Below are 24,026 nucleotides of genomic sequence, written 5' to 3'. Positions count from 1 at the left end.
ATATAAATCATAGTTTTTAAAAATAAATTATCTATATATTTACAGCAATTATTTAATATATAAATAAATTTCACATTATATCGAAACGAAAAATTATTATCAGTATTTCGTCACCATTTGCAAACATGAGTAATTAAACATTCTCTCTTGCGTTAAAGTTATATTATTATGATATTTAACGATAAAATCAAACTTTCATTATTAATGATAAAAACACTTAGCAAATAAATTATTAAATGATTAATTCAACTATAAGTTTCTAGTTTCATAATAAAATTAAAATGAATTTAATATATTTAGTAAGTAATATGGCAGTGAAACTTTTAATTTTTATATTAAATGTAATTCTGCCTATCCTTGGCGTAACACGTATATTAATTCAGCAAACTAAAATACTAAGTTACATTAGTTATGTTTAATAATTAGATTATAATTAATCATCAGAAATAACAATGCTAGTTAATGGAGTATGATAGCAATAACCAACAAGTTTATTTAAGTGATCATAAATAGCTAGATACCATGCATATTGAGCTACACCTGGCTTACGCAGCGTAGATTTTTGATAGTAAATATGTCTTTTTTCATAAACAAAATCGGATAAAGGAGCTTGTGGCAATTCAATAACATTCTCTTCCGGAGGAGTCATCTCTTTTTTAAGCTTGGGGACAACAACATTAGTTAATGTATATACAGTCGTTGGTTGAGAAATATAATCATTAGCATCTCTTTTTTCCAGGCGATATAAAAACACCTTATAGTTAAATTGAGCAGATATGCTAGAAGATTGCCATCTAACTGAATCACCTACCTTACCTGTAACTTTAAGTGAATTTGTAGCGTTTTTCTCGGGAGCATAGGCTTGATTCTCAGTGGTAATATAATATAACAAGTTATCATCAATTTTAGTCGGTTTTTTATAATCCTGGCTCAGGCGGTCAAACTTATTTAAGATAGATTGCACATCAATACAAATTAAAATATCTATACTCTTAGAGAATTCAGCAATATCATCAGTATTCATAATGTTGGCCCTATTATCTTATATTGATTTTGTAATTTACAAAACGTGAACAAAAGAGCTATGAGAAATATACCCAATTAACTCAAGGTTATCATGTATGCTTATTATAAAAGTCAATTTTTCTTTACCTGATTTCTTACCTTCTGACTCTATATAAGATTGTGTTGCAGATTCTACTCCATATTTAAATGGTGTACCGGGTAACTGCTTATCATCTTGTTCTGGGTAATTGACCTTTGTGACTTCCTGAATATATTTTATCGGTGTTATCGCTTTATAGGTATTTTCTTTAGTTTTTTTGTATAAGTTTACTGAATGTATTAATTGTTGAGTTAAAGATATTACTCTCCACCTGACAGTATCGCCGACACCCACTTTTACTATCAATTCACCCGTAGCATTATCTTCAGGTATATAAGCATTTTCATTATTAGTAATGTAATGAAAATATTTATTATCTACCATTGTAGGGTTGTCTGGATTTGTTCCCAATTTATTGTAATTACTAATAATGCTATCAACATCCACACAAATAAGAACATCTATAGTTTCATTCATTTTTGTACCCCTTCATTGGATTAAGTTGCACTAAGAGTCCTCTATCATTCTAATAATTAACTACTAAACCTGAAATAACTACTGGTATAAATCACAGTTTAGATAAGAAAATTACTTATATATTTATCAGAAATCTTTTTAGATACAGCCAAATCCTACCGATAATTTATTGTTTTAAAAAAACAATTTATATTAAATTAATATCATAATGATATTAGCTCATAAACAAATTAGTATTCTTTTTAGATATAATTGCTTGTGTTATTTAACTTAATTTCAAAGATATTAATTTTATCGATTTGAAAGTTTGACACTATAATATATACCCTATGGATTTCAAGATGCATCGCGACGGCAAGGGAGCGAATCCCCGGGAACATAGCGAACTATGTGACCGGGGTGAGTGAGTGCAGCCAACAAAGAGGCAACTTGAAAGATAACGGGTATACTCCTGGATTCATTATCAATATTCTCACACAAGACAAAACAGTACATGTCTCAGGACTTAGCTAAAGTGTGAGGGATTGTAAAAGGGATTTCCTCAAAGAGGAAATCCCTTACTTTCATTCAATTTTACTCAATGATTAAATTATCAATTGATATTCTTCGACAAGAATTGTGTATCGGGGAAATCTTCATTTAATTCATCATAATCTTTAACTTCATTTTCAAAGGTAATAATCTTATTTTGATCATTGCATTGACTATTAGACATCATATTACAATCATCGGGAATATTTCTTTCTCTTATTCCAAGCCATTCAGAAAACAGAGTCAGAAAATGCAATCCACTTCTTTGTGCCGTTATCTCTTCACGATAAGAATAATCACTGCCGGTAATAAAAAACGGCACCTGAAAACTCTGTTTATTTTCATCATCATGTGTCAGGTTTTCTTGATCGGTTCCTTTATTAACATAAGAAAGCCCATGATCTGAAAAATAAAGCATTGTCCATCTTACATGATGCTTATTAGCCTCAGATGCAATTTCAGAAAGCAGCTCATCTGTATTCGATATACTTTTTACATAACAAGAAATTTCTTCCGATTGTAAGAACAGATCATATTTTCCATTCGTTCTAACGCACGCCTGTGGGTGAGATCCCATCAGGTGAATAACAATCAGCTTTTTCTTCTTTTCTGGTATTAATGCCTGTTTAATGTAAGGCACCAATTTATCATCAGGCAAATAACGCCGGTCATCAGAATTTCCACTTTTCAGGAAGTGGACACTATCTGCCTGTTGTCCAATCAACGCAACCGGAGAATCAAAAGCACTCTTCATCCCCTGATTAGATATCCAATAAGTATAAAACCCGGCTTTTTTCGCCAACGTTATGACACTATCATTCAAATTGATCGCATTCTCACCTTTCAGAGCCAGTGAGTTAGTCAAAGATAACTGGGTAGATGCCGCTGATGAGATATAATTTGTAAATATCTTGCCATTAGCCTTGTCCAACCACGGCGTATTGTTATAAGGAAAACCATACGCATTCATAAAGTCCTTTCTAACACTTTCACCAATGACCATGATATAAGTTTCATATTTATCCTCTTTTACCACAGGCTGCCAAGAATCTTTCTGCTTTATTATTTCAGCGAACCTGATTCTTTCTGAATTAACTTCTTTATAGCTTTCAACGACATCACTAAAAAACCTAATTTCAGGTAATCCTGATGCCAATAAATTAAAATCAGGATTGAAATCGGAATTTATATACCCTTTTACCGGTGACCAGAAAGCTGATAATACAGAAAATAGTGATAAAAATATTATACTCTTTCTCTTCAGCGTTACTCTTACCTTAAAAGATAAAATCATTAATATAATAGTAGCCAACACCACTAAATAGGTAAAAATAGGTAACCCGCTGATATATTCTAACGCTTCATTTTTATTAGTATAAATTAAAGACCCTACTGAATTGACATCGGGAAAACCATAATTCAATCCTACAGGAGAATAGATCACGCCAATGAATCCAATCATGAACACCAAGATATAATATATATATTTGTTAAGGTTGGACAATAATATCAGAATTGAAAAAGCACTAAATACATATATAAACTTTAGCTGATATCCAAGGCTTAAATGGGCCAATGAAATAAAACCAAATAAGCATATCAAAGTGAACTTTTCTTGGATTTTTTTACTCAACAACATACTTACTCATTTCCTTTAAATAAATCGATAACAATAAAACACCAAAAAATTCATAACCTTCTCTTATCAATAGGAGTGGTTTTACAATAAGAAAATCTGCGGCTAGTCAGCTACCATCATGACATTCAGATTGCTACACGGAACCATTAAACTAACGCATAAAAAAACACCTTACTCATTTCATTTATCTGTAACTTTAGTTAAGGATTTCCTCAGCCAGGACAGTTATTAATCTTCAATATTTGATTAATAGTATGTAAATAATATGCGTTTTTTTTGTTAATAGCAAAAACTCTGAATATATCGATCCTGATCGTGATTTTAAACTATACTTAATGAGTAGCTTATGCACGAAGACATATATCCGAGAACAACGATAACTAACTGAAAGATAGTTAAAATATCTACCTTGAGCACTGTGTATCTCAAAGAAACATTATTCTCTTAATCGATATTCAGTAAAGAGAAAGCTAGTCAGGTCAAGTTATTGGTTGTTAAAAGCTATTATGAACATTAACCACTAAAATTGATGACCTAGCCCAAGCTTTTCATACGGCAGCGACTATGTCGATATTCCAGTAAATCCAGCCAGGAAAATTCAATAAAATATTGACAATAGACGGCACACATGGAAAGAATCATCTCAAAACCATTAGGAGATTAGTGATGAATGAAAAATTCTATCAATTAAAAATAACGCTTATAGATTCAAAACCGGCTATTTGGCGGCAATTTGTCGTTCCAGCCTCTATTTCCTTTGACAGGCTGCATGACGTGATACAGATCGTGATGGGATGGCAGGATAGTCATCTACATGAATTCCGTATTGGCAAACTGCGACTAACAGAAATGCCAGAAAGCCCATCTGATGGCAAGGAAGAAGATTTATACCGTCTAACTGACCTGATAAAACAAAAAGGGCGATCTTTTACTTATATCTATGATTTTGGCGATGGATGGGAACACGAAATCACTTTAGAAAACAGCGATTATCCGGCAAATAACCTTCCACTTCCTTTTTATTGTCTTGATGGCGCTCGCACCTGTCCCCTGGAAGATACCGGTGGGATTGACGGTTATGAAAATTTAATCGCAATACTGAATGATCCTGACCATGAAGAATATGCAGAAACACGACAATGGGTAAGCGAATTACTTGATTTGGATGAGAATGAAGGTGAGAATTTCGACTTCGAACAATTTCCCATTAACAATATTAATGCCTTTTTGGCGCTCTATTATCGCTGGTCACGGGATCGTTACCATCTCTTGTGGGATTGGGAATGAATTTCATAATGGGATAAATCTATCATCATTGGGAAAAGTTTCAGATGAGTCACTATGACAAACATTGGTGCTTGATTTGAGTTAATCTTTCTCATGGAATTGGATGATACTTAATTCGGTATCGAGTGCAGTTTCTACGGTGCTTTCAGATCAGCCCTATCAAGCTGCACTGGTATTTATATAGCGATAAAATACCATTATCATCATCCATTTGATATTAAATATAGCAACTATCACGAGAGTGATTATTATTACAGACCACTCCTAAACAAAGCACGCATATAAGATTATCTTCTCTCATCACTCCTTTCCGGCTGTATTAACCAAGGCTTAATTATTAAAACAACGATTAAATAGATAATGCCATTAATCATCATAAAAGATTGTAATAAAAGTATTTTTTAATTAAAGATTAATATAGTGAATTCGAGATAACTTGATATAGCATTGATTCCATATCGAGTTTATAACACTTTCTTACAAATTCATATTTTTGTAAATTTGAAAAAAATCCTTGCTATCTGATGAATGTTTAATTATTAATTAAAGTTCCATCATATGGACTATATTTAAAAAATTTTACCCCCCTGTTCCCCTTATTCTTGGGGATTAACTGATTGGGATTGATCTCTATCTTCCTATACCTAATAGATTTCGAGTTGCAGCGCGGCGGCAAGTGAACGAATCCCCAGAAGCATAGATAACTATGTGACTGGGGTGAATGAAAGCAGCCAACAAAGCAGCAGCTTGAAAGATGAAGAGGATATCACTCAACTCGCCATTAATTCACTCTATAAGCGCTGCTTTTATCTGTGATGGTGGGATTTTTACTACGTTATTTCTTTGGCAAAAGAATTAATTATTTCAACGTCTGGACAAAATATGACGCTAAAAAATGTAATACGACAAGGGGACAAAACCTCTCACGGCGGCTCTGTCTTAGCCAGTGACGGCAGCTTTAAGGTTTTGGGTAAAGGCGTGGCGCGGATTAACGATCCGGTGTCGTGTCCAAAATGCGGCGGATGCCAAACCATTGCAGAGGGAACCTCAACCGTGATCGGAACCAATCAACAAGGGCTCGCTCTAGAGGGCATGAAAACCTCCTGTGGCGCCGCCTTGATCGCCTCTCAAACATCTTTTCAGATAAAAACCTTATAGGACCGTGTGTTATGAATAAAAAAGAGTCTCTATTCCTACAAGAATTGCATTATATGCAGCAATTGGCGCAGGAAGCCGCAAAAGAACATCCGCACCTGGCAGATTTTTTATCTGATCCGGATGTCGGGCGAGTGATGCAGGGCTTTGCGCTGTTAATTACCCGTCTTCGCTACAAGATCGAGGATGATTTTCCTGAACTTTACTTAGGGATACTGGCACACGTCTGGCCATACGCCATGTGCCCAATCCCTCCCACGAGTATCGTTCAATTTTCACCCACCGGGAAACATCACCTGGGCGCGATAACGCTACCAGAAGGGATGCCGGTTTTTGCCGGCGAAGGAGAAGAGGAAGTCAGTTTTGAAACCTGCTGTCCTCTGCATATTGAGCCACTGATGGTGATTGATCGACAACTGAATACAACCCCAGAGTACAGTGAGATAACGCTGACACTGCAATGTTCGGAGAATATCTTAGAGTGGCGAAGCCGACCGCTACATTTCTTTCTGGGCAGCGATCGTCTGCAAGCCGCTGAATTAGCCTTATGGCTTGACTTTAATCTGTGTGATGTCTTGTTACGGACGCAGGACAAAACCATCACGCTCGATCGCTGTTACCCAGTCCCGGCATTGTGGGGAACCGAGCGGCAGGTTGCCATCCTTCCCACAATGAAAACCACGCCATACTCTATCTTGCAACTGATGGCAGAGTACTATTATCTGCCCCATGTGCATGATTTTGTGACGATTGATATCAAGAATGATTGTCCATTGGTGACGTTGAACACAGACCGAACATTCGAGCTGATTTTTCGGTTTGATGGTCATCTGATGCTAAACGATATTTCCCAAACCTTTCTGTTGGACTGCGTGCCGGTAAGACATCTGGAGCCGATGAGTGCGAATATCTCGGTAAACAGTGAAGCCAACCATTATCAAATCCCATTGGATTCGACAAAGCAACTGTTCAAGCTGAACCACGTTTACACATCCACTGAACCGAAGCTAGAGCGAGGGCAGCCATACCGCTATCTGCCGATTGAGAAATTCTCCCTAACCGCTCATTTTCTGCCGGAGGCTGAGTTTCTTTACTATTATCAGCTTAAGACGGAATGCGATATGTCGCAGAATAATCTGCAACATCTCCACTTCTTTGACTGTCATGGCGAACCAGCGAATAACCTGCCGCCACAATCCATTTTTTGTCAATTTACCGGTTATCAGACCCGGGCCTCTAACCTGGGTATCGGCGAGATTAATCTACCGGGAGAATATGCCTCGGGGCTGAAGGTGAGCAATATCACCCCAGTTTCCGCTGCCTGTCACTCAACAATGACGGAGGATCAGACAGGTAGATCGGCCTGGTCACTCATCTCTTTCCTTTCCGTATCACCCTGGATGGCTTTTCAAACCCACTCGTTAAAAGACCTGATCAAGCTATTCGATTTCTCTTCCGATCGGTCATTAAGCAAACGTATTCAGGAACATATCGACGGGATCATTCGGCTGGATAACATCCCAATAGATCGCCTCGACAAAGGGGTTCCAGTGCGGGGCCATCAACTCGTCCTGACATTGAACCCGGATTGTTATGCCAATCAGGGGGAGATGCATCAGTTCAGTCTGGTGGTGACACGCCTGATGACGCTTTTCATCAGCATGGGCGCTTTTGTGATGATGAAAGTTATTGATGGTCAGACGGGAGAAATCCTGTGGGATTTTCACCACATGATGTTCGGATTGCGTCCTTATATCTAACGTTAATCGCAAGGAGATAGTATCAATGAGCAAATTAAGCCCACTCGATTGTCTTGATTGTAAAGACATGCTGAAAAACTGGTTGGAATTTCAGTTGGTGGATGAACAGGGGAAACCCTTAGTCAATATGCCTTATCGTTTGAAAATCCGAGGAAATCCTCGGCTAGGACGTAAAGGCGTTACCGATGGCAATGGTTTATTAAGGGAAGAAGATATGCCTCCCCATCCGGTAACCCTGTATATCGGCGCCCAACCACTGGCCGACGAAATGGAACAGCGTCCGTTGCGGGAAATACGCGGTGAAGAGGCTTCGGTGGTGAAGCCAAAAGCGGAAGCCGAAGGCTATCAATATCGCTATGTGACCATCGGGCAAATTAGTGATGGGTTGCCGGAGATTAAGGATTGGAAAGATCCTAAAGACATTCCACCCCCTTATCATTTCCCGGACCCGGAACCACAAGGCTATGAGGTCTATCCGATGAATCGACGGTATGTTCTGGAAGTATGCCCTTTCCGGGCTTGGGTTTTGCTACTACATCATCAAAAAGAGTATTCCATTGTGAATGCTTATAACCAGTGCTTGATGAGCGTGCTGGCCTATGCCGATGAGGATGTTGATATTGAAGGTTCGGTTAAACATTTTTTTAACCGGCAAATGGTGGATGTTTCAACGTTTCCCTATAAAGTGGAAACATTATCGGCAACGCCTGTAGTTTACGATGTTCCGTTTAGTGAACGTTATACGCGGGTGGAATTTATTGATTCATCAAACATTGATGGGGTACAAGGTGACACCCAACTATTTTATGTAGCCAGTAAAAATGATGTGATTGTCAGTTGGCGAGGGACAGCCAGCAAGGAAGATGTCTTGACCGATGCTACGTACCAGCCTTTGGTGCTAGGTTGCGATGAAAAAGCACTGTGCAATGGGTTTATCCATAGTGGTAAGGTGCATAAAGGTTTTTGGGAAGCATTTAACCTAGTTAGCAAGTTAAGAGTTCCCAGTGATAAAGCTCAAGACGTATTTAGCGATATCATTAATTTAGCTAACAACAAAAGGTTGTTTGTTTGCGGTCATAGCTTAGGAGGAGCACTTGCATTACTACATTGCGCACAACTGAAAGAATATGATCCGTGTTTTTACAGCTATGGAATGCCTCGGGTGTTAACTGCCAGTGCAGTACGGGAACTGGCAGATATCACCCATTACCGCCATGTGAATGAAGATGACCCAATCCCTTCATTACCACCGGAAAAAAATCTGGATAACTGGCTATATGATTGTTGGGGACCGCTCGGCTATCTATTCAGCCCTGTTGAATTGTTGGATGTTACCAAAAGCGGTGAAATTTTCCTGCATCACGGGAAAATAGTGCACTTTTGTAAAATCAATCTGGTTATTGAATGGCAGGAAGAGCGTAATCCAAGCAACCATATACGGCTCAGAACCACCTTACCTACCAAAACGAAATTATATTTAATTCCGTCATTAAGCCATGAAACGGAACACAATCTAAAGAATGCCGGGGAGATTCAGAAAGGATTTTTTAAACGGATAAGTGATGCGGATAAAGCCAAATGGTTTCCGCTGAATGAGAATCCGACCGAAAAAGATGCCTTAGGCTTCCCTGAGCATCGTTCAAGGAAATATGCCTGTTACATTGGCGCACGACTGGCAGAACTGATTGCACCGGATAGATACCATTTTTTCCAGGATCAGGAACAATTATTTGAAAAAACGTTGAATGAAAGGACCGATATTGTTGCTGATATTCGGCAACGCGATGCATTATTTTTACAAATGGACCATCAACTAAAACAAACGCTAATTTGCACTCAACAAGACCAACAGGGACCGTTGGCCTTAACACACTATGCAGATAATGCTGTAGGAATTGAGGAAAATTTACCATGATAAATATTAAACAATACTTATCGGTCTTATCAGTGATTTTAATATCAGGCTGTGCTGATCCTAATGAGCCGCTTTCTCCGCCCAAAGAGAATCAGTGGATCACAGTAGAAGGGGTAGTACCAAAATATACCGAACCATATGTGTCCGCTGTGTATATATCAAAAGATTGCCTTAAATATCGTTTCGATTCCAATATGTCGCCTTTTAAGGTACCGACTTATAACGGATTACGCTTGGAGAATGTAAAGGCTGATCCTAAGACTGGTTACTTTCAAGCGAAATTACCTTTTAATGGCGGTGGCCGATGTAAGTGGAAGATTGATCGAGCTTTTGTGTCTGTGCGCTATACTGACGTCAGCCATCTGATGAAGGATGTTGTTAATGAGGGAGGCAATGGAACAGGTTTAACCGCTTTTATCAACGATGCAACCCAAACAAGTCTCAGCGAAAATACGGTATTGAATACCCTAGATTTTAGACCGGTTATTTACCCTATTCTGGAAATAGTTGAAGGGTTTCCGAAACGCTTATTCTTACGAGGTGAAGTAGGTACGCGTTTCTTCCAATTAAAATTAACTCCGGGAGCTGAATGGAAAATTATCTTTAAGCCTAAGCTGGATGAAACCAAAATACCAAAAATCACCATTACTCATGGAAAAGGCGAGTGGGTTGAATATCCTGATGGGCTTATTAAAACCGATACTCAACAAGTCGACTTCCGATACATAAAATAAGTAAATTGCAATTTCAAAAGCAATCTAGCCTTAACACGCTATATAGATAATGCTGTAGGAATTGAGGAACAGTTACCATGATAAATATCAAGAAATACTTATCTGTCTTATCCGTGATTTTAATATCAGGCTGTGCTGACCCAAATGAGCCGCTTTCTCCGCCCAAAGAAAATCAGTGGCTCACCGTAGAAGGAGTGGCACCTAAATACACACAGCCGCATGTGTCCGCAGAGTATATCTCAAAAGATTGCCTTGAATATCGTTTCGATTCCAATATGTCTCCTTTTAAGGTACCGACCTACAACGGACTTCGTCTGAAAGTGACGACTGATCCACAAACCGGTTATTTTCAGACAAAGCTACCTTTTAATGGCGGCGGCCGGTGTAAATGGAAAATTAATCGGGCCTTTGTGTCGGTGAGTTATACCGATGTCCGCCATCTGGTGAAAGATGCTATTCCGTATTCGGCAACCGGTTTAATCGCATTTATCAATGATGCAGTCCAGACGAATATTAGCGAAATGCCCGCATCGAATACGATTGATTTTAGCCCGGTTATTTACCCTGTTTTGAAAGTCGTTGAAGGTCGACCAAACAGAATATTCTTACAAGGTGAAGTATTAAAAATGCGTCCTTTTCGACTCACATTAACTTCAGGAGCTAAATGGAAAATTATTTTTAAGCCTAAACTGGATGAAACCAAAATGGCGAAAGTCACGGTGACTAATAAGAAAGGCGGCGAGTGGGTTGAATATCCGGGCGGCAAGATTGATAACGGCACTCAAGAAGTCGATTTTCGATTCATGTATGGAAACATGAAATAACGCTATCAGCGTAGCTTATTTATTTTATTTCTAATCAGATTAACAAGGCTATATCTACTAATTTCTTAAACACCAACACCATAAATAAGGAGTCCATATGAACGATGGATTACACTTTCTTTGTCATATTATCGATTTACCGGAGAAAACTTTTGCGGTCGCTGAATTTTCACTACAGGAGGAATTATCCGAATTATTTACCCTATCCTTAACGCTGGTCAGTAAACGGGCCGATATTGATCTGGAATCACTGTTATTACAATCGGTGAAATTCCGGGTGGTCTTCAACGACGTTGAGCAACGCCAAGTGAGCGGCATTATTTCACAGGCTGTATTAGGCGACACTCACGCTCACCGCACCATTTATTACCTTACCGTCCGGCCTACTCTCTGGCGGATGAACCTGAATCAGGACAGCCGGATTTATCATCAGCAAAGCGTGCCGGAAATTCTCAACAGTTTGCTGAAAAAACATTGCATCCTGTTCGATTGCCAATTGGATGAATTTCATTACACGCGCGAATATGTGACGCAGAAACGGGAATCCGATTATGACTTTTTTGTCCGGTTAGTGGCCGAAGAAGGGCTGAATTTCTGGTTTGAAGACGACAAGCTGTTTTTCAGCGACAGCCATTTAGGGATGACGGCCAATCTGCCGCTGATCTACAACCCGCAGATAGAGACGGCCACAGAAATGAACGTGATGAATCAGGTGCGTCTGGGCGTCTCCACAACCCCGATGCGAATTATTTATAAGGACTACAATCCCCAAAATCCCGCTTACCGCCTGACACACCGGGCCAATATCGATGCCCGTGTCGAAGGGCAGGAGACCCTGTTTGCGCTCTTTGAAAGCTACGGCCGCTTTCAGAAAGACGCGGAGGCAAAACCCTTCGTCCAGCGTCAGCAGCAGGCCGTCCAGAATCAACGTCAGGCCGGTAGCGGGCAAAGCAACTGTTTTAAACTGATGCCCGGTAAAATCTTTGACCTCAGCGAACACCCGGTTGATACCATGAATACCCGCTGGCAAATCGTGTCTATTCGTCATCACGGCAAGTGCCCGCAGGCATGGCAAGAAAATAGCGGAGAGTCAGGCACTTATCTGCATAACGAATTCAGTTTTATTTCGGGCTATAGAGATTGGCGAGCGCTATATCGTTACAAACCGCTGGCGGATGGCGATGAAGTGGCGACTGTGGTCGGCCCGGAAGGAGAAGAGATTTATGTCAATGAAGAGGGTTGTATCCGCATTCATTTTCACTGGGATCGTTATGATAAAGCCAACGAAAATGCCGCCTGTTGGGTACGGTTCACTCAGGGTTGGAATGGCAGTGGTTACGGTTTTATGGCTATCCCCCGTATCGGTCAGGAGGTGATTGTCTCCTACCTGAACGGCGATATTGATCGCCCGATTGTGACGGGTTGCACCTATAACAGATTAAACCGGCCGCCGCTAGATTTACCCGCCGAAAAGACCCGAACCACCTTCAAGACCCAGACTCACAAAGGGGAAGGTTTTAACGAGTTGCGCTTTGAAGATGCAAAAGATCAGGAAGAGATTTACCTGCACGGGCAGAAAGATCTGACCGCCCATATTCAGCATGATGCTTACTGGCATATTAAACACGACCATAAGCAGCGAATCGATAATAACCGCTATAGTGAAATTTCAGTGGATGATCATCAGCATATCAGAGGATCGGGGAAGTACAGCACTGATGGAGATGTTTCACACCGTATCTCAGGTAGTCAACATTTACAGACCGGGGATGCATTAGTCGCTGAAAGCGGTCAGGAAACGCATCTAAAAAGCGGTGGGAAGATTGTGTTGGAGGCGGCATCGGAAATCACTTTGCAAGCTGGCGGTCATTTTATCCGGATAACTCCCGGCGGTATTCTGACCTCGCCAAATTTATCAGTCGGGCAAGGTTCTGCCGGTACTGGCCGTGGGTTGTCTCTGCAACTGCCGGAAGGGGTTGCGCCTCTGCCCGGTGTTAAATTTCCTGCCAAACCGTTTTGTGCTGTGCTGGCTCAACAAGAAGAAAATTGGGTTATTAATAATCCGGAGGACAAATGAATACATCAATAAATTGGCAACAGTGGCTGAATATCCCTAATAAACCATCGGTTTTCTTTATGCTCAATTCGCTCGCGGAACCTGATCCGGTGGCGCTCTTTTATAGCAACGACTGGGTAGAGCAGGCTTTTCCGCTATACAGCAATACCCCGATGGATCACATGCTGGCGCAAAGTCCCTGGCTGGTTCAGCCCAAATCAGGCTGTCTGTCAACGATCGCTTATCTGCTTGATAACCATGCCCTAAGCGATAACAGTTGGGGTTGGGCTTACCGCAGTGATAAATCATGGATACAACAGCTTAATCATTGGCGTTCACGCCAGCAGGTAATTTTACAAGAGAAACCGGTGATTTTTCGCAGTATGGACCCGCGTATCCTCAGTCAATTATTACCGGCAATGATAGCCAGCGATTGGTCAGCATTTTTGACTCCGGTGAGTGAGTTGATGATCGATATGCCCGAACCGCAGATTTATTATCGGCCGGAAAATTGTGGTCAAGGCGGCAGTGAATTGCCCTTTATCCTGGGCAGTCATTTATTAGACGCCTGGCATCATTCTGATTGCGCCCTGCAAGGGATGGCATCTGCCATCAATTATAATTGCTGGGAAAACCACGGAGAATTAGCTTATAAACTGGATAATCCAGAGGGACAGTTAATGGAAGGAATTATCAATTGGTTAAAATACCGTTTAGCAAACGGGGATAATATTAGCAAGCTTACCTGTGTAGATTATTTACAAACACTGACTGATGACTCCCCTTCCCAAGGGTTTATTGAAAGCTGAGAGTTGATATCCTCCCCTGTATGAATGCATCTCAGTTTACAAGGCTTTTGTTGTTCTGACATCGACGAGTAGTTGCAGCTCTGTATTCGGACATGGGCTCCCACGTATGGGCAAAAGAAATGTCTCTGGTTGAGGTCATGACTGCGCCCGTACATTCGGCTTCTTTTTTGCAGATTTTTCCCTGCATAACCATGATGGATATTGGCGCACCTGCTCCTTATCGGCCTTCAGACCTTTATTTATGATCGTCAGATATATGGTCGCAAACCGTATCAATTTAGTGCTTGCATAATCGGGGCGTCCATATATGGTTTTACGGTTTCAAATTACACTTGGTTGTCAATCATCAGGGGGAAATTTTGGCGCTTAAAGTCACTGCCGGTAATGTAGATGATCGGGAACCTGTTCGCGAATTAACAACAGAATTAACGGGTTCTCTGTACGGCGATAAAGGTTATCTCAGTCAGGAATTGGCTGACGACTTAGCTAAAGCGGGGTTCGCTTTCATCACCCAAAAGCGCCGAAATATGAAAGCTCACCTGCAAGCTGAGTGGGATAAAATAATGTTATCAAAGCGTTTTATCATTGAAACGATTAATGGGCAATTAAAAACTATTTCTCAAATAGCGCATTCCCGCCACCGAAGTATAAAAGGCTTTCTGTTGTGCGTTTTAGATGGATTGATTGCTTACAGCTTTAAATTGAAGAAGCCATCACTGAAAGTTTTCTACTCAGAAGAAGATTTTTCAATGACGGCTTAAGCAGAATTCAGGTTAATTATGTTGATGCCTTTTTGGAATCGTTTTCATCACAACAGAATCCAAGAAGACAATACGTTGGAGGGTATTTCCGAGAGTCTTAATGCTTAAGGTTCAGTGTATGATTGATTTATAAAGTAAATTACATAAACCACAATTCAAAGTTAATAGTAAGAAACATAAAAAATAGTGGTAAAAATAAGATTATGAAAAACAAATAATTAATTTTTATTTAATTAAAAATGTGAGTAATGTCAAAAAATAAATATTTATTACAATAAAATTGTTAGCAATTTAAATTTATTTAACTACTCTTAATTTTGGCGTTAAAAATATAAAAAACCGTTATCACAAGGCGGGGGGGAATTAGCACCTAAATTATAGTGAAATATAATTAAAATAAAGTAGTGAAAATATAATGATCATCTATTTTTTGAAATGAAATTTTATTCTGAGATATTTTTAAACTAAGTTTTTTATAAAAATGTGAACCTAATTTTTGGATAATAAACAAGCATTCATGCTCTCACCTTAACAATTATAGAGAATGAAAAATGAAAAAACTATCTAAAGTCACATTAGTAAAACGAGATCATATTCCATCGATTCGCACTATTGAAGTGAATGGTGTGGAACATTGGCTAGGACACGTAAAAGATTTCATGAAAAATAACCAATTGATCGATTTTTTACCAGATGATAACCGTATATCTATGGCATGGGTTCGTCTTGAAGCAGGTGAAGAATTAGAACCACATATTCATCCAGTAGAATCAATGATTTTGCTCTGTGAAGGTTCTGCTGAATCAACAGGAGATATACAAACAGCTATGGAAGCAGGTGATGCGCTTTTAGTTCCGCCTGGTCATCTCCACGGTTTCAAAGGTGGTTATCCAGATGGTTTCTGGGGGTTATCCATTCAATTCGATTCTCGTGGCCTTTACGAGGATTTTACTGACCCTTGGGCAACTTTCCTTGCTGAGCAAGTTAATAAAAATTTGGGTACTACAATTGCGGAACAATTATTTTTTCGTAATGAGACTTATATGGAACGTTTCGATAAACATAAACTTTTTGCCTTAGTAAATCGTGGACTATTAAAAAAAACACAAGCAAAGAAAAGATTTCTCGATTGTTTCCAAGTTTGGTCTGACCATTTTCAGAAAATGGTGTTAACTCGTGCCGCAACATTACACAACGATGCTTTCGAAGAACTTACAATGTCCCATCTAGAAGAAGAACTCGGACATAATCGTGATATCAAAAATAACCGTATAGATTTTGAACCTGTATTTGATCCCGTTCTTGAAGCAGCAAGCTCATGGTTCGCTTATAAAATGATAACAGCAACTGAATTAGAAAAAGTTGTTTTAGTTCATTTGGTGGTTGAAGCCTCAGCTACTTTCTTCTACAAACATATTAAACCTGTAATGGATGATACTACTCCTAAAGCCCACTTTGACGTCCATAGTATTCTAGATGATGAACATGTACGTATGGGCTATGAATTCATATCTAACTACAATATTGAAGATGGAAAGCCTTTATTTGAGATCCAAAATAAAGGCTGGGCTATGTTAATGACAGTCATGTCACGTATCGCTGATTTAACAGTATACGAAAGTAGTGCAACAGGAGACGAATCCCAGGAGTTGGTTAATGAATCTTCAATGGGCTAAAGAAGGCACCCGAAGGGTGCCCTCCAAAATTTATACATGCAACCAGATATATGAACAAGAAATTAAAAATATTTTTCTGGGAAACTCATGGAATTATGTTGGGCTTTCTTCAGAAGTTGAAAATCTTGGTGACTATATACAAACATTTGTGGGAAATGTTCCTGTCATTTTAATCCGTGATAGAAAAGGAATATTACGTGTATTTGTAAACCGCTGTCCCCACAGAGGAGCAAAGATTTGCCATAACCCTCAGGGTAATACTAAGCTACTTGTATGTCCTTATCATGAATGGGCATTTAGTTTAGAGGGTAATTTAGTTGGGATGCCTTTTAGAAAAGGTATTAATGGAAAAGGTGGAATGTCTGAATTTTTCCATCCTGAAGAACATGGTTTGCAAGCTCTTAATGTGACTGAAAGACATGGTGCTGTATTTGCTAGTTTTTCATATGATATTGAACCATTTGAAACATATTTAGATCCTGTCATGCTTTCATACTTTGATCGTGTTTGTGATGGCAGAAAACTAAAAGTTGTTGGGAGAATGCAGCATAGAGTTAACTGTAATTGGAAACTTCAAATTGAAAATGTAAAAGATCCATTTCATGCAGCACTTCTGCATTCATTTTTTAAAAATTTCGGGATTTGGCGTTCAGATCAAAAAACTAGTGTAAAAGTTTGTTCTTCTGGTAAAAGCAGTGTATTAGTGTCAACAGCAACTTTCACCAAAGCTGAAATTAAAAAAAATGCAGAGACAAAAGCAGAGCTATCACTTTTAGATCCGAGAATCATCGAACATCAACGTGAATATGACCACGGTACAGGCGCAATTATGACTGTTTTTCCAAATCTCATCCTGCTGCAACAACTTAATTGCTTAGCTATGCGTCATGTTATCCCTGATGGTACAGATCGTTGTATTAAAATTTGGACTTTTTTTGGCTATGAAAATGAATCTGAGGAGTTGACGAAACGGAGATTATTTCAGGCAAACCTACTTGGTCCTTCAGGATTGGTTACCATAGATGATAACGAGATTTTGGCTGTAACCCAAGAAGGCGCTAAAAGCATGCCAGACTCCGAAATCATTTTAGAAGCTAGTGTTGGTGAGTCAAGTGAAGACCACATGATGACAGAAGCGGCTATCCGTGGATTTTATAAATATTACCGAGGAGTGATGAATCTTGGATAATTATAAAATTTGGCTTACTATCAATAACTTGTATAGCTTATACAACAAAAATTTAGACTCAAAAATATTAGATAACTGGCCATCATATTTTACAGATGATTGTATATATCGAATTACTTCAAAACAGAATATAGATAATGGATGGGATCTATGCTTTGTTTTTTGTGAAGGAAAGAAAATGCTCATAGATCGCGCATCCGCTTTATCTGGGTCAATTTACTTTAGAGACAGAGTACAACAAAGGATAACATCTAATATATTATTGACAAATCTCGAACACTGCGGAGAGAAAATATTAGTCAATACAACAACAATATTTACAATTCATGAAAGCATATGTGGTCAAGAAAATAGGTTACTAATAAGTGGTATAACTAAGGATATTATCGAATACAAAAGTGGCGCTGCTTTATTTAAAGAACGTCTCTGTATTTGCACAGCAGATATTATTACAGATTCAATTGTGTATCCGATCTAAGTTGCACTTTATGTAATTGAATGAGAATGAATTTTTTTACCCTACATTTCGCGTCAATTTTGGGAATTCATTTCTCCGAGAGATGTAGACATGAACACGACCATTTTTGGTTTTTAGGCTTCTTTGAGAAATTATGATCCTGAAAAGGGAAATATCAGATTAACAGTTGGTATTTACTATAAAGCACATTAAAATTATTAAATTTAATTATATTAATTGAGATTTAAATCACAATAATGAGGTGCGGAATGACGGCTTTACCATTATCAGGAATAGTTGTTGTTGATTTAACGCGGCATAGAGCTGGCCCAGTCACATCACGACTACTGGGTGACTGGGGAGCCGAAATTATCAAGATTGAGGAACCTACCGATAAAGGTGACAGTATGGGGGGTACTCGTAAAGGTTTTGATTACCAAAACCTTCATAGAAATAAAAAAAGTTTATCAGTTAATTTGAAAACAAAGCAAGGACAAGGGATTCTCCAGCGTTTGGTTCGTAAGGCTGATATAGTGCTTGAAAATTTTAGACCTGAAGTTAAGTTTCGTTTAGGTGTCGATTATGAATCTTTGAAAAAAATTAATCCTCGTATTATATGCGGCAGCATTAGCGGCTTTGGGCAAAATGGCCCTTATAGTTCTCGACCAGCTGTTGATCAAATAGTACAAGGCATGTCAGGACTTATGTCTGTGACAGGTACTCAAGAAAGCGGCGCACTCAGGACTGGTGTTGCTATTGCTGATATTAGCTCAGGCATGAATCTAGCTCAGGCAGTTTTACTGGCACTATATCATCGAGAAAAAACAGGTGAAGGACAGTGGGTATATACTTCACTTCTTGAATCAACTTTAGCTATCATGGACTTCCAAGTCGCTCGATGGCTTGCCGATGGCAAAACACCGGAGCTTATGGGTAATGACCATCCGACATTAATGCCCACTGGTGTCGTAAGAACTAAGGATAGCGAAATAAATATCGCTGCCGCAGAAGATGAAAAATTCCAAAAGTTATGTCATCTACTTGATATAGAGGAAGTTTATTTGAATCCTCAATATTCAGATATCCATAATCGTTCAAAAAACAGAAAGCAGCTTATGGATGAAATTCAAGCTGTAACACGGAAATTCGAGAGTCAACAGCTAATACAAATTCTAAACGATAATGGGATACCAAGTGGTTACATCTATGATGTAGCACAAGCTATGTCCGATCCGCAAATTCAGTATTTGAAGATGAAATGTTCTATTAAACACCCATTATTAGGTGATTTGACTCTGGTAGGTCAACCTATGCATCTAAGCGCCTTTTCTGACTTTGATACAGTACGCAATCCTGCCCCAGAACATGGGCAACATACAGAAAATTTATTAAAAAATTTCCTTGGTTTTGATAATGATGAAATTGCATCGTTTCGCAAAATAGAAGTTATCTAGAAACAATAAGATAGTAAATATATACCCTATGGATTTCAAGATGCATCGCGACGGCAAGGGAACGAATCCCCGGGAGCATAGATAACTATGTGACTGGGGTGAGCGAGCGCAGCCAACAAAGAGGCAACTTGAAAGATGACAGGTATATTTAATTAATAGAGATGAGACAATGAATGCAACGTACAGTGAAATATATAGTTTTTGGTCAATAAAATCTTTTATAAAGCTATTTTTATTATGGCTAGCTGGCGCAGGAACGCGTTTGACAATATTGGCGACTCCACCAATCATTTCTGACATCCATCACGATCTAAATCTAACTGAAACTCAAGTTGGGATTATTTCTGGATTGCCAGCAGTCTTATTTTCAGGTACCGCAATTCTCGGTTCTCTATTAATTGCAAGAACGAGCGCAATAAAGACTCTTATCATTGGTTTGCTGATTACCAGTTTAGGTTCTGCATTCCGTGGAGCAGCAAATGATATAATTATCATGTATACGGCGACAATGATAACAGGGTTGGGGGTTGCTTTTATGCAACCTGCATTACCTTCCATTGTGAAGGATTGGTTTCCAAAACATATTGTGATTGCAACGGCTATTTATGTTAATGGCCTTCTTCTTGGAGGAGAAGTTATTCCTGTTGCAGTGACAAAATCTATTTTATTACCCATGTTAGGATCTTGGCGACTTACATATGTTTTTTGGGCTGCGATAACATTAATAATTGCAATTTTCATATACCAATTAGCACCTAAAAATAAACATGAAACAATATCGATAAATAAAAATATAAAGTGGGCTCCAGAATGGAATAACATTATATTATGGAAGTTAGGATTAATGATGGGATGTGTAAATGCAGCATATTTTGCAACCAATTTTTTTATTCCACGTTACTTACATGAAGCTAATTTTGAGGATTTAACATCTATTTCTTTGGTTGCTTTAAATTTAGGACAAATCCCGGCCTCTATTATTCTTATGATAACAAGTTCCACCGTAGCAAAACTACGATATCCATATTTGATATCAGGAATAGGATTAATTGCATCTTTTAGCAGCATTATGTACTTTGGTACTGAATATATAATTATCAGTTCAGCATTCATCGGCTTTTTTTCTGCTATCGTTTTAATACTCATGTTAGGACTACCTAGTATGATTAGCGAGCCACATGAGGTACATAGATCTACTTCACTAATGTTAACAATTGGTTATACTTGTGCGGTTATAACACCAGTCATTAGTGGTTTATCATGGGATATTTCAGGAAATCCAAGTTATGTATTTCTTCCTATGATGATATGTTCAATCATCTTGTTTATTTCAGCAATAAAAAGACCAATAATAAACAAAGTTATAAAAAATAAAATTTAAAACCTGTAAGTGATAATTTTGGAGATAAAATAAAATGAGTGATAGAATTAAATATACCATACGTAAATTAACTCCATACTTTTGTGCAGAAATACGTGATATCAAACTAAATGAGCCATTAAATAAAGATATAATAAAAACCATTGAATCAGATCTTGAAGAACATGAAGTATTGGTATTTCCGGATCAAGATCTCACATCAGAAGATTTAATGCGTATAGGGAGATATTTTGGCCAGTTAACTGTACACCCTTTTGCAGAGAACAGTGAAAAAAATCCAGAATTAATAGTATTTGATTATAAGGATGGTAATCCTCCTGTATTAACAGATCGCTGGCATTCAGATGAAACATATAAACTTTGCCCCCCTATGGCTACAATGCTCTATTCAAGAATTGTTCCTGAAATAGGCGGCGATACTTGTTTTAGCAGTATGACAACTGCTTATGATTTTCTTTCAATAAAAACTCAAGATTTCATCCGAGGGTTGGAAGCTATACATGATTTTTCATCGTATAAATATCTTTTTCCAGACACAGAAGAAGGTAAAAAACTATTGCAAAAGAAAGAGTTGGAATATCCTCCAATCGCCCATCCAGTTGTTCGAATTCATCCAAAAACGAAAAAGAAAACCCTATTTGTTAACCAAAATTACACTCGTTATATCAGAAATATGGATCAACGAGATAGTGATGCGCTACTGACACAATTATTTAATACAACATCAGTACTTGAATATCAATATAGGCACCATTGGAAACCAAACATGTTAGTCATGTGGGATAATCGCTCTGTACAGCATGCTGCTGTTCATGATTACTATCCAAATCACCGATATATGGAGCGGGTGACTATCGCAGGCGATCAACCAATTAGTGAGTCGGAACCTGCAAGTGCTGAACAATTGCGTAAATTTAAAGTACCAGCATATAACCATAACGATTCACGCCGTGCTAAACGTCAATTCGAGATTGAAAGTTAGTCCTAACTTAACAAAGGGATGCTTAAAGTCCCTTTTTACTTTTCACCTGATGTATTGGTTAATAAAATGAATTCTACAATAAAGTTGAGTGTCCAAGATACAATTAGATGTGCAAAGATATCATCTTTGCACATAAAAATATTACTTTTGTGTTTAAGCATTCTTATTTTAGATGGTTTCGATACTGCGCTGATCGGTTATATTTCTCCTGCTATTGTTGATAGTTGGGGGACTTCAAAAACAGACCTTGGAATTGCGATGAGTTCAGCATTGGTTGGTTTATCTGTGGGAGCCATAACATCAGGTCCTATATCAGACAAACTAGGGCGTAAACCTGTTATTGTAATTTCTGTTTTCATGCTTGGAATTTGTAGTATTGCAACGATATTTTCTACAACTGTCTACCAATTATCATTCTGGCGTTTATTAACCGGAATAGGTATTGGAGCTGCTATGTCTAATGCCTTGACATTGATTTCTGAATACGCGCCAGAAAATAGAAAGTCACTTATGGTTAACTCTGTATTTTGTGGGTTTCCCTTTGGAGCAGCTATGGGAGGTATTATTGGTTCCTTCATGATTCCCAATTTTGGTTGGGAGAGTATGCTAGTTATTGGCGGAATTATCCCTATACTTTTAGTTGTCCCACTTATTTTCATTCTTCCAGAATCAGTTTTATTTTTGATTAATAAAAACAAATCAGAAGAAAAAATAAATAAAATTTGCAAAAAAATAGCTGGTGAAAATTATAATAAAATAGATTTCTCAAAATTAAATCTTATCGAAAAACAAAAAATAAAACCTATTAATGAAATTTTATCCCATGAATATTTATCATCAACCTTGCTTCTTTGGAACGCATATTTTATGGGATTATTAATATTCTATGTTGTCACAAATTGGATGCCTACACTTATCAAAGACTCCGGTTTTGAATTAAGTTATGCAACTATTTTAACTGCTTTATTTCCTTTAGGTGGTGGAATTGGGACGATAATATCAGGAATTATCATGGATAAGTTATCTCCTCATAAGACAGTATCATTTAACTATCTTATGACTGGTATTTTGCTCTTCTCTATAGGGTATGTGGATAATATAATCAGTTTAGGAATATTAATCCTCTTAGCCGGAACGACAATGAATAGTGCGCAAGCATCTATGGGAACAATAGCTACACTTCATTACCCTACAACCTCCAGAGCGACAGGTGTATCATGGATGCTTGGAATTGGTCGTGCAGGAGGGATATTAGGTGCGATGTTTGGAGCATGGCTAATGCAACTAGGATTAGGCTATCGAGGGATACTTATGACTTTATTCATTCCATCTGCTATTGCATCTATTGCATTACTTAGTTTACTTATAGTATTAAACAATAAAAATACTAAAACATTTTCATCATAAATTATATTGTATTTATACCCAATGGATTTCAAGATGTCCTTATTGCCAATTTCTTCGTAGATTGAAATTATATCACTTTATACATAGGTAAAAATTTTTCCTACCAAATGTGCTTTTCTGGGACCAATTTCTTTGACATAACTCCCCTTCCCAAAGGTTTATCGAACGTTGAAAGAGAAACCACAATACAATATTGCAGTTATCCCTCAACAACACCATCATCATTTCCCCGTAATAACGGGGAGCATTTCTACTCCAGCTATCATCTAAAACCTGAATCTGGTTTATCTCCATATCACACATTCCATCATAACTACTCTCGATTGCTGGAGTTGAGAGGGATAATTTAGGAGTCAGAAATTTCGGCGGTTTCGGCTTAGAATCCCTTGATGATGCTCACTATCTGTCATAGACTTATGTGCATATT

General features: G+C 38.2%; 18 protein-coding genes and 1 pseudogene. 16 read left to right on the top strand and 3 right to left on the bottom strand.

All coding sequences use genetic code 11. The features are described 5' to 3' along the window. Window positions 1–433: 433 nt before the first annotated feature. From V2H77_RS11155 to V2H77_RS11145, 3 genes are all read right to left on the bottom strand, one after another. Window positions 434–1,024: an AidA/PixA family protein gene (locus tag V2H77_RS11155; RefSeq protein ID WP_341498837.1), complete on the bottom strand. Its 591-nt coding sequence runs from the start codon at window positions 1,022–1,024 to the stop codon at window positions 434–436. A 36-nt stretch (window positions 1,025–1,060) separates the two neighbouring features. Then, window positions 1,061–1,582, bottom strand: a complete 522-nt coding sequence (locus V2H77_RS11150) for an AidA/PixA family protein (RefSeq protein ID WP_265379686.1) — start codon at window positions 1,580–1,582, stop codon at window positions 1,061–1,063. Between the two features lie 592 nt (window positions 1,583–2,174). Next, window positions 2,175–3,752: a phosphoethanolamine transferase gene (locus V2H77_RS11145; protein WP_341498836.1), complete on the bottom strand. Its 1,578-nt coding sequence runs from the start codon at window positions 3,750–3,752 to the stop codon at window positions 2,175–2,177. Window positions 3,753–4,418: 666 nt separating this feature from the next. On the opposite strand from V2H77_RS11145, the gene V2H77_RS11140 reads away from it, so the two are divergent. From V2H77_RS11140 to V2H77_RS11065, 16 genes and pseudogenes are all read left to right on the top strand, one after another. Beyond that, entirely contained in the window at window positions 4,419–5,039 is a 621-nt protein-coding gene (locus tag V2H77_RS11140) for a plasmid pRiA4b ORF-3 family protein (RefSeq protein WP_341498835.1), read from the top strand. Window positions 5,040–5,882: 843 nt separating this feature from the next. Beyond that, window positions 5,883–6,197, top strand: coding sequence for a PAAR domain-containing protein (locus V2H77_RS11135; RefSeq protein ID WP_445935477.1), 315 nt, complete (start codon window positions 5,883–5,885; stop codon window positions 6,195–6,197). Window positions 6,198–6,208: 11 nt separating this feature from the next. Next, a complete protein-coding gene (locus V2H77_RS11130) occupies window positions 6,209–7,954 on the top strand; it encodes a type VI secretion system baseplate subunit TssF (RefSeq protein WP_341498834.1) in 1,746 nt (581 codons plus the stop codon). A gap of 25 nt (window positions 7,955–7,979) precedes the next feature. Next, on the top strand, window positions 7,980–9,869 hold the full coding sequence (locus tag V2H77_RS11125; protein WP_341498833.1) for a lipase family protein: 1,890 nt from the start codon (window positions 7,980–7,982) through the stop codon (window positions 9,867–9,869). Further along, a complete protein-coding gene (locus V2H77_RS11120) occupies window positions 9,866–10,603 on the top strand; it encodes a hypothetical protein (RefSeq protein ID WP_341498832.1) in 738 nt (245 codons plus the stop codon). The genes V2H77_RS11125 and V2H77_RS11120 overlap by 4 nt, the downstream gene beginning before the upstream one ends. Window positions 10,604–10,680: 77 nt before the next feature. Further along, complete coding sequence (locus tag V2H77_RS11115; RefSeq protein ID WP_341498831.1) at window positions 10,681–11,427, top strand: hypothetical protein; 747 nt, start codon at window positions 10,681–10,683, stop codon at window positions 11,425–11,427. Window positions 11,428–11,524: 97 nt separating this feature from the next. Then, window positions 11,525–13,504 carry a type VI secretion system tip protein TssI/VgrG gene (tssI, locus tag V2H77_RS11110; RefSeq protein WP_341498830.1) on the top strand — a complete coding sequence of 660 codons (1,980 nt, stop codon included), beginning with the start codon at window positions 11,525–11,527 and terminating at the stop codon, window positions 13,502–13,504. Next, entirely contained in the window at window positions 13,501–14,292 is a 792-nt protein-coding gene (locus V2H77_RS11105; RefSeq protein WP_341498829.1) for a DUF4123 domain-containing protein, read from the top strand. The genes tssI and V2H77_RS11105 overlap by 4 nt, the downstream gene beginning before the upstream one ends. Window positions 14,293–14,600: 308 nt before the next feature. Continuing rightward, window positions 14,601–15,053: pseudogene (locus V2H77_RS11100) on the top strand (IS982 family transposase); the annotation flags it as partial. Between the two features lie 551 nt (window positions 15,054–15,604). Then, window positions 15,605–16,729 (top strand): cupin domain-containing protein, encoded by a 1,125-nt coding sequence (locus V2H77_RS11095; RefSeq protein ID WP_341498828.1) that lies wholly within the window; start codon window positions 15,605–15,607, stop codon window positions 16,727–16,729. Continuing rightward, complete coding sequence (locus tag V2H77_RS11090) at window positions 16,710–17,918, top strand: aromatic ring-hydroxylating oxygenase subunit alpha (protein ID WP_265379699.1); 1,209 nt, start codon at window positions 16,710–16,712, stop codon at window positions 17,916–17,918. The genes V2H77_RS11095 and V2H77_RS11090 overlap by 20 nt, the downstream gene beginning before the upstream one ends. After that, window positions 17,911–18,396 (top strand): hypothetical protein, encoded by a 486-nt coding sequence (locus tag V2H77_RS11085; protein ID WP_341498827.1) that lies wholly within the window; start codon window positions 17,911–17,913, stop codon window positions 18,394–18,396. Before V2H77_RS11090 ends, V2H77_RS11085 begins: the two co-directional genes overlap by 8 nt. Before the next feature lie 248 nt (window positions 18,397–18,644). Continuing rightward, on the top strand, window positions 18,645–19,829 hold the full coding sequence (locus V2H77_RS11080; RefSeq protein ID WP_341498826.1) for a CaiB/BaiF CoA transferase family protein: 1,185 nt from the start codon (window positions 18,645–18,647) through the stop codon (window positions 19,827–19,829). A gap of 169 nt (window positions 19,830–19,998) precedes the next feature. Continuing rightward, window positions 19,999–21,210, top strand: a complete 1,212-nt coding sequence (locus V2H77_RS11075) for an MFS transporter (RefSeq protein WP_341498825.1) — start codon at window positions 19,999–20,001, stop codon at window positions 21,208–21,210. Window positions 21,211–21,244: 34 nt separating this feature from the next. Then, window positions 21,245–22,192 carry a TauD/TfdA dioxygenase family protein gene (locus tag V2H77_RS11070; protein ID WP_341498824.1) on the top strand — a complete coding sequence of 316 codons (948 nt, stop codon included), beginning with the start codon at window positions 21,245–21,247 and terminating at the stop codon, window positions 22,190–22,192. Window positions 22,193–22,258: 66 nt separating this feature from the next. Next, entirely contained in the window at window positions 22,259–23,599 is a 1,341-nt protein-coding gene (locus tag V2H77_RS11065) for an MFS transporter (protein ID WP_341498823.1), read from the top strand. Window positions 23,600–24,026 lie beyond the last annotated feature (427 nt).

The organism is Photorhabdus sp. P32, from assembly GCF_038085095.1.
GTDB classification, from domain to species: domain Bacteria; phylum Pseudomonadota; class Gammaproteobacteria; order Enterobacterales; family Enterobacteriaceae; genus Photorhabdus; species Photorhabdus luminescens.
This window is presented reverse-complemented; position numbering and strand designations above follow the sequence as displayed.

What these genes read in the sequence shown, in the direction of transcription:
- V2H77_RS11155 (WP_341498837.1), bottom strand. Translation starts at nt 1,024, where the DNA reads ATGAATACTGATGATATTGCTGAATTCTCTAAGAGTATAGATATTTTA.
- V2H77_RS11150 (WP_265379686.1), bottom strand. Translation starts at nt 1,582, where the DNA reads ATGAATGAAACTATAGATGTTCTTATTTGTGTGGATGTTGATAGCATT.
- V2H77_RS11145 (WP_341498836.1), bottom strand. Translation starts at nt 3,752, where the DNA reads ATGTTGTTGAGTAAAAAAATCCAAGAAAAGTTCACTTTGATATGCTTA.
- V2H77_RS11140 (WP_341498835.1), top strand. Translation starts at nt 4,419, where the DNA reads ATGAATGAAAAATTCTATCAATTAAAAATAACGCTTATAGATTCAAAA.
- V2H77_RS11130 (WP_341498834.1), top strand. Translation starts at nt 6,209, where the DNA reads ATGAATAAAAAAGAGTCTCTATTCCTACAAGAATTGCATTATATGCAG.
- V2H77_RS11125 (WP_341498833.1), top strand. Translation starts at nt 7,980, where the DNA reads ATGAGCAAATTAAGCCCACTCGATTGTCTTGATTGTAAAGACATGCTG.
- V2H77_RS11120 (WP_341498832.1), top strand. Translation starts at nt 9,866, where the DNA reads ATGATAAATATTAAACAATACTTATCGGTCTTATCAGTGATTTTAATA.
- V2H77_RS11115 (WP_341498831.1), top strand. Translation starts at nt 10,681, where the DNA reads ATGATAAATATCAAGAAATACTTATCTGTCTTATCCGTGATTTTAATA.
- tssI (WP_341498830.1), top strand. Translation starts at nt 11,525, where the DNA reads ATGAACGATGGATTACACTTTCTTTGTCATATTATCGATTTACCGGAG.
- V2H77_RS11105 (WP_341498829.1), top strand. Translation starts at nt 13,501, where the DNA reads ATGAATACATCAATAAATTGGCAACAGTGGCTGAATATCCCTAATAAA.
- V2H77_RS11095 (WP_341498828.1), top strand. Translation starts at nt 15,605, where the DNA reads ATGAAAAAACTATCTAAAGTCACATTAGTAAAACGAGATCATATTCCA.
- V2H77_RS11090 (WP_265379699.1), top strand. Translation starts at nt 16,710, where the DNA reads ATGAATCTTCAATGGGCTAAAGAAGGCACCCGAAGGGTGCCCTCCAAA.
- V2H77_RS11080 (WP_341498826.1), top strand. Translation starts at nt 18,645, where the DNA reads ATGACGGCTTTACCATTATCAGGAATAGTTGTTGTTGATTTAACGCGG.
- V2H77_RS11075 (WP_341498825.1), top strand. Translation starts at nt 19,999, where the DNA reads ATGAATGCAACGTACAGTGAAATATATAGTTTTTGGTCAATAAAATCT.
- V2H77_RS11070 (WP_341498824.1), top strand. Translation starts at nt 21,245, where the DNA reads ATGAGTGATAGAATTAAATATACCATACGTAAATTAACTCCATACTTT.
- V2H77_RS11065 (WP_341498823.1), top strand. Translation starts at nt 22,259, where the DNA reads ATGAATTCTACAATAAAGTTGAGTGTCCAAGATACAATTAGATGTGCA.